Consider the following 5050-nt stretch of genomic DNA (forward strand, 5'->3'; position numbering starts at 1 on the left):
ATCAGGGGCTGTCGACCACCGGCAGCATCTCCTTGGCATGNCCTTGTGGCGGGCAGAAAGCGCGTGCCCAGGCCGGCGACCGGAAAGATGGCCTTGTGATTCTTCTGCATTCGGTTCCCTTTGTGTTGCGGATAACCCTAAGGATGCCAAATTTGTGGGCCACCGGTGTGACCGGTGGCCGACAAATGTTTCCTCAAGCGGTGGGAAGCTTGGCCAGCTGCTGGCGCAGGCCGTCCAGGGTGCGGCCGAAGTCGACCAGACGCTGGCGCTCCTGGGCCACCACCGCCTCCGGCGCGCGGGCGACGAAACTCTCGTTGCCCAGCTTGCTCTCGGCCTTGGTGACCTCGCCTTCCAGGCGCTTGATTTCCTTGCCCAGCCGCTCGCGTTCGGCGGCCACATCGATCTCCACCTTCAGCGCCAGACGGGCCTCGCCCTGCACCAGCACCGGTGCCATCGCGCTGGCCTCGGCGAAGGCGGCCTCGTCGCACATCACCTGCACTTCGCTGAGTTTGGCCAGGGCCTGCAGCACCGGCGCGGCCTGGGTGATGAAGGCGGTGTCGCCGATCGTCAGCAGAGGCACCCGCTCGGCGGGCGACAGACCCATCTCGCCGCGCAGGGTGCGGCAGGCTCCGACGAAGTCCTTGAGCTTGGCCATCCAGGCGTCGGAGGCGGCGTCCACCTTGTCCAGTTGCGCGACCGGGTAGGCGGCGGTGGCCACCGTGCCGGTGTCGCCAGCCGCCTTGCGGCCGGCCACCGGGGCGACGGTGTCCCACAGCTCGGCCGTGATGAAGGGGGCCACCGGGTGCAGCAGGCGCAGCACGGTCTCCAGCACGCGGATCAGCGTGCGGCGGGTGGCGCGCTGCTGTTCGGGCGTGCCGGTCTGGATCTGCACCTTGGCGATCTCCAGGTACCAGTCACAGTACTGGTCCCAGACGAACTGATAGATCGTGTTGGCGACGTTGTCCAGACGGTACTCGGCAAAGCCCTTGGCCACCTCGGCTTCGACGCGCTGCAACTCGCTGACGATCCAGCGGTCGGCGTGGCTGAAGTCCAGGTAGGCACCGGCGGCGCAGCTGCCCGCGGCATGCTCGGCCAGGCCGCAGTCCTGGCCTTCGCAGTTCATCAGCACGAAGCGGGTGGCGTTCCACAGCTTGTTGCAGAAGTTGCGGTAGCCCTCGCAGCGCCTGCTGTCGAAGTTGACGCTGCGGCCCAGCGTGGCCATGGCCGCGAAGGTGAAGCGCAGCGCGTCGGCGCCGTAGGCCGGGATGCCGTCCGGGAATTCCTTCTCGGTGGCCTTGCGCACCTTGGGGGCCGTTTCGGGCTTGCGCAGGCCGGTGGTGCGCTTGTCCAGCAGCGGGCCCAGGGCGATGCCATCGATCAGGTCCACCGGGTCCAGCACATTGCCCTCGGACTTGGACATCTTCTTGCCCTGGGCGTCCAGCACCAGGCCGTGGATGTACACATGCTGGAAGGGCACCTTGCCGGTGAAGTGCTTGGTCATCATGATCATCCGGGCGACCCAGAAGAAGATGATGTCGTAGCCGGTGACCAGCACCGAGGACGGCAGGAAGAGATCCTGCTCCAGCGTCTGTTCCGGCCAGCCCAGGGTGGAGAAGGGCACCAGGGCCGAGGAATACCAGGTGTCCAGCACGTCCTCGTCGCGGGTGAGCGCGCCGGTGTAGCCGGCGGCAGTCGCCTTCTGGCGCGCCTCGTCCTCGGAGCGGGCGACGAACAGCTCGCCGTCCGTGCCGTACCAGGCCGGGATCTGGTGGCCCCACCAGAGTTGGCGCGAGATGCACCAGTCCTGGATGTTCTTCATCCACTGGTTGTAGGTGTTGACCCAGTTCTCGGGCACGAACTTGACCTCGCCGGAGTCGACGGCCTCGATGGCCTCCTCGGCAATGCTCTTGCCGCCAGCCCCCGGCTTGGTCATGGCCACGAACCACTGGTCGGTCAGCATCGGCTCGATGACCTGGCCGGTGCGGGCGCAGCGCGGCACCATCAGCTTGTGCTTCTTGACCTCCACCAGCAGGCCCTCGGCCTCCAGCTGGGCGACGATCTGCTTGCGGGCCGCGAAGCGGTCCAGGCCGACATAGGCGGCCGGGATCTCGGCCACCTCGGCGTTGCTGACCTTGGCTTCCAGGTCGAAGATGGTCAGCATCGGCAGGCCATGGCGCAGGCCGACCTGGTAGTCGTTCTGGTCGTGCGCGGGCGTGACCTTCACCACGCCGGTGCCGAATTCCTTGTCCACGTAGTCGTCGGCGATCACCGGCACCAGGCGACCGGTGATGGGCAGGCGCACCTGCTGGCCGATCAGGTGGGTGTAGCGCTCGTCTTCCGGGTGCACCATCACGGCGGTGTCGCCCAGCATGGTTTCCGGCCGGGTGGTGGCCACCACCAGCGATTCGGTGGAACCTTCGATCGGGTAGCGGATGTGCCAGAGGCTACCGTCCTCCTCCTCGCTCTCGACCTCCAGGTCGGAGACGGCGGACTTGAGGATCGGGTCCCAGCTCACCAGGCGCTTGCCGCGGTAGATCAGGCCTTCCTCGTAGAGGCGCACGAAGGTCTCGGTCACCACCTTGGACAGCTTGTCGTCCATGGTGAAGTACTCGTGCGACCAGCTCACCGAGTCGCCCATGCGGCGCATCTGCTGGGTGATGGTGGAGCCGGATTTCTCCTTCCACTCCCAGACCTTGGCGACGAAGTTCTTGCGGCCCAGGTCGTGGCGGCTGATCTTCTGCTCCTGCAGCTGGCGTTCCACCACGATCTGGGTGGCGATGCCGGCGTGGTCGGTGCCCGGCACCCACAGGGTGTTGAAGCCGCGCATGCGGTGGTAGCGCGTCAACGAGTCCATGATGGTCTGGTTGAACGCGTGGCCCATGTGCAGCGTGCCCGTCACATTGGGCGGCGGCAGCTGGATGCAGAAGGAAGGCTTGGCCGGGTCCAGCGTCGGTTGGTAGACGCCGGACTGCTCCCACAGCGGGGCCCAGCGGGCTTCGATGTCCTTGGGCTCGAAGGATTTGGCGAGTTCGGTCATGATGAGCGATTATCCCGCAGGGGCCCGGGGGAGCGCCGGCTGCAGTCGCCGCTGGGCGTGCTGTGCGGCGAGAAGCTCAGCCCATTGGCGTACTCCAAGGGGTGCGAGCCTGGCGTCGCCCGCGGAGACATCTGGCCACTGCCTCCGGCCGGGGGGGAGGGCCGGCCCCGGTCTCCCAAGGTGCCGGCAGGGGCCTCACATCAGCAGGTGTTCGCCTGCGTTCTCGCCGCCCAGGATCACGTAGTTGACCCGGCGCAGATCGGCCAGTTGCTTGCCGCCAGCGTAGCTGATCGAGCTCTGCAGATCCTCCTGCATTTCGCGCAGGGTGTCGGCCAGCTTGCCCTTGACCGGCTCCAGGATGCGCTTGCCCTCGACATGCTTGTACTCGCCCTTGTTGAAGTCCGAGGCCGAGCCGTAGTACTCCTTGTACAACTTGCCGTCGACTTCCACCGTCTGGCCGGGGGATTCCTCGTGGCCGGCGAACAGCGAGCCGATCATCACCATCGCGGCGCCGAAGCGCACGCTCTTGGCGATGTCGCCATGGTGGCGGATGCCCCCGTCGGCGATGATGGGCTTGGTGGCCACGCGGGCGCACCACTTCAGCGCCGAGAGCTGCCAGCCGCCGGTGCCGAAGCCGGTCTTGAGCCGGGTGATGCAGACCTTGCCCGGGCCGATGCCCACCTTGGTGGCGTCGGCGCCCCAGTTCTCCAGGTCGATCACCGCCTCGGGCGTGCCCACATTGCCGGCGATCACGAAGGACTGCGGCAGCTTGCCCTTGATGTACTCGATCATCTGGCGCACGCTTTCGGCATGGCCGTGGGCGATGTCGATGGTGATGTAGTCGGCGCCCACGCCGTCGGCCGCCAGGCGGTCGATGACGTCACGGTCGGCCGGCTTCACCCCCGAGCTGATGGACACGTAGTGGCCGGCCTCACGCATGTGGCGGGCGAAGGCCACATTGTCCAGGTCGAAGCGGTGCATCACGTAGAAGTAGCCGTTGGCGGCCAGCCAGGCGGCAATGCGCTCGTCGAGCACCGTTTTCATGTTGGCCGGCACGGCAGGCAGCTTGAAGCGGCGGCCGCCGAACTCCACGCTGGTGTCGCACTCTGCACGGCTTTCCACACGGCACTTGCGTGGCAACAGCAGAACGTTGTCGTAGTCGAAGATGTCCATCTCGAAGCTCCAGGTTGAAGACCAGCGCGTTGATCGCAGTGCGCCGGGAGGGGCTGCGAGCGCTTGACCTGGATGCCGGTGGTGCCGCGAGGGCCGTTCAGCCAGAGTTGGCCGGAGGTGGCCAGGAACGGTGCGGGCACAAAAAACCGGACGCCAGAATTTGGGCCCGGTGGCCGATTCTACGTCAAGGCGTTGACGAGCGCGATCCTGAAAAAGCTGTCGCTTTCAGGGGGGTGTCCGGGCCGTCTGCGCACGGGGGCGATCCCTACAATGCCGCGATGCAATTCCCGGATGATCCGGAGGCCGAACGCGCCCCGTCCCTGGTGGACACGGGCGCCCTGCTGCGTGGCCTCAACCCCGAACAACTGGCCGCGGTGACCCTGCCGGCCGAGCCCGCCCTGATCCTTGCTGGTGCCGGCTCGGGCAAGACCCGCGTGCTGACCACCCGCATCGCCTGGCTGCTGCAGACCGGGCAGGTCTCGCCCGGCGGCGTCATGGCCGTGACCTTCACCAACAAGGCGGCCAAGGAAATGATGACCCGCCTGGGCGCCATGTTGCCGGTGAATGTGCGCGGCATGTGGATCGGCACCTTCCACGGCCTGTGCAACCGCTTTCTGCGGGCGCACTGGAAGCAGGCCGGCCTGTCGCAGACCTTCCAGATCCTGGACAGCGGCGATAGCCTGTCGGCGGTCAAGCGCGTCATCAAGGCCATGAACCTGGACGAAGAGCGCTTCGTGCCCAAGCAGGTGGCCTGGTTCATCGCCAGCTGCAAGGAAGACGGCATGCGCCCCGGCGACGTGCCGGTGCACGACGGCCAGACCCAGAAAATGGCCGAGATCT

3 protein-coding genes and 1 pseudogene are annotated in these 5050 nt (G+C 66.7%); 1 reads left to right on the plus strand and 3 read right to left on the minus strand.

Annotation, left to right across the window (positions count from 1 at the left end):
* Positions 1-4: 4 nt before the first annotated feature.
* The 3 genes and pseudogenes from I73_RS32900 to I73_RS24180 form a co-directional block, all read right to left on the minus strand.
* Positions 5-110 (minus strand): annotated as a pseudogene (locus I73_RS32900) (UTP--glucose-1-phosphate uridylyltransferase); the annotation flags it as partial.
* Positions 111-193: 83 nt separating this feature from the next.
* Complete coding sequence (locus tag I73_RS24175) at positions 194-3037, minus strand: valine--tRNA ligase (protein ID WP_022982981.1); 2844 nt, start codon at positions 3035-3037, stop codon at positions 194-196.
* A gap of 195 nt (positions 3038-3232) precedes the next feature.
* Entirely contained in the window at positions 3233-4210 is a 978-nt protein-coding gene (locus I73_RS24180) for a GMP reductase (RefSeq protein WP_022982982.1), read from the minus strand.
* A 278-nt stretch (positions 4211-4488) separates the two neighbouring features.
* Between I73_RS24180 and I73_RS30360 the strand changes: the two genes are divergently transcribed.
* The coding region (locus tag I73_RS30360; RefSeq protein WP_040501465.1) for a UvrD-helicase domain-containing protein at positions 4489-5050 on the plus strand (562 nt) is incomplete at its 3' end.

Origin of the sequence: Ideonella sp. B508-1, assembly GCF_000333615.1 — a bacterium.
GTDB lineage: Bacteria > Pseudomonadota > Gammaproteobacteria > Burkholderiales > Burkholderiaceae_C > Ideonella.

Bases quoted from the DNA above. Each gene is read 5' to 3' on its own strand.
- I73_RS24175 (WP_022982981.1), bottom strand. From the start codon at position 3,037: ATGACCGAACTCGCCAAATCCTTCGAGCCCAAGGACATCGAAGCCCGC.
- I73_RS24180 (WP_022982982.1), bottom strand. From the start codon at position 4,210: ATGGACATCTTCGACTACGACAACGTTCTGCTGTTGCCACGCAAGTGC.